Origin of the sequence: Streptomyces sp. NTH33 (genome assembly GCF_003236365.1) — a bacterium.
In the GTDB taxonomy this organism is placed as follows: Bacteria; Actinomycetota; Actinomycetes; order Streptomycetales; family Streptomycetaceae; genus Streptomyces.
On sequence record NZ_POTZ01000924.1, the window covers coordinates 1 to 1,174 of the forward strand.

Annotated in this window: 1 protein-coding gene; it reads left to right on the forward strand. The window is 71.4% G+C overall.

The annotated features are described in order from the left end of the window. Nucleotides 1–115: 115 nt before the first annotated feature. Nucleotides 116–1,174 (forward strand): family 4 glycosyl hydrolase (locus C1I97_RS37570; protein WP_111007325.1); only part of this gene is annotated, 1,059 nt, incomplete at its 3' end.

Consider the following 1,174-nt stretch of genomic DNA (forward strand, 5'->3'; position numbering starts at 1 on the left):
CCCGTACCCCACGCTGGACACCGCCCCGTTCCTCAAGGGCTGAACCAGGCCCCGGCCCGCACACCGCCGCCCCGCACGCTTCACCTGAGTGGTCATCAGCCTGTATAGGTGGCAGATGAAACTCACCGTGGTCGGCGGCGGTTCGACCTACACCCCCGAACTCATCGACGGTTTCGCGCGTCTCAGAGACACCCTCCCCCTGGAGGAACTGGTCCTCGTCGACCCGGCGACGGACCGCCTGGAATCAGTGGGCGGCCTGGCCCGCCGTATCTTCACCCGCCAGGGCCACAACGGCCGTATCGTCACCACCTCCGACCTGGACGGGGCCGTCGACGGCGCCGACGCGGTCCTGCTCCAGCTGCGCGTCGGCGGCCAGGCGGCCCGCGAACAGGACGAGACCTGGCCCCTCGAGTGCGGCTGCGTCGGCCAGGAAACGACGGGCGCCGGCGGCCTGGCCAAGGCGCTGCGCACGGTTCCGGTGGTCCTGGACATCGCCGACCGCGTCCGCCGCACCAACCCCGACGCCTGGATCATCGACTTCACCAACCCGGTCGGCATCGTCACCCGCGCCCTGCTCCGGGCCGGCCACAAGGCGGTCGGCCTGTGCAACGTGGCGATCGGCCTCCAGCGCAAGTTCGCCGCGATGCTGGGCGTCGCCCCCGCCGAGGTCCACCTGGACCACGTGGGCCTGAACCACCTCACCTGGGAGACGGGGGTACGCCTGGGCGGCCCGGAGGGCGAGGACGTACTCCCCGGACTCCTGACCGACCACGGCGACACGATCGCCGGCGACCTGCGCCTCCCCCGCCCCCTCCTGGACCGCCTGGGCGTGGTCCCCTCCTACTACCTGCGCTACTACTACACGCACGACAAAACAGTCGAGGAGATGCGCACGAAGCCCTCCCGAGCGGCCGAAGTGGCGGCCATGGAGCGCGAGTTGCTGACCATGTACGGCGACCCGGCCCTCGACGAGAAGCCGGCCCTCCTCGCCAGGCGCGGCGGCGCCCACTACTCGGAGGCGGCGGTGGACCTGGCCGCAGCGCTCCTGAGCGGAGGCGGAAGCCCGTACCAGGTGGTCAACACCCGCAACAAGGGCACCCTGCCCTTCCTCCCGGACGACGCCGTCATCGAGGTCCAGGCGGCAGTGGATCCCAAGGGCGCGACGCCTCTCCCC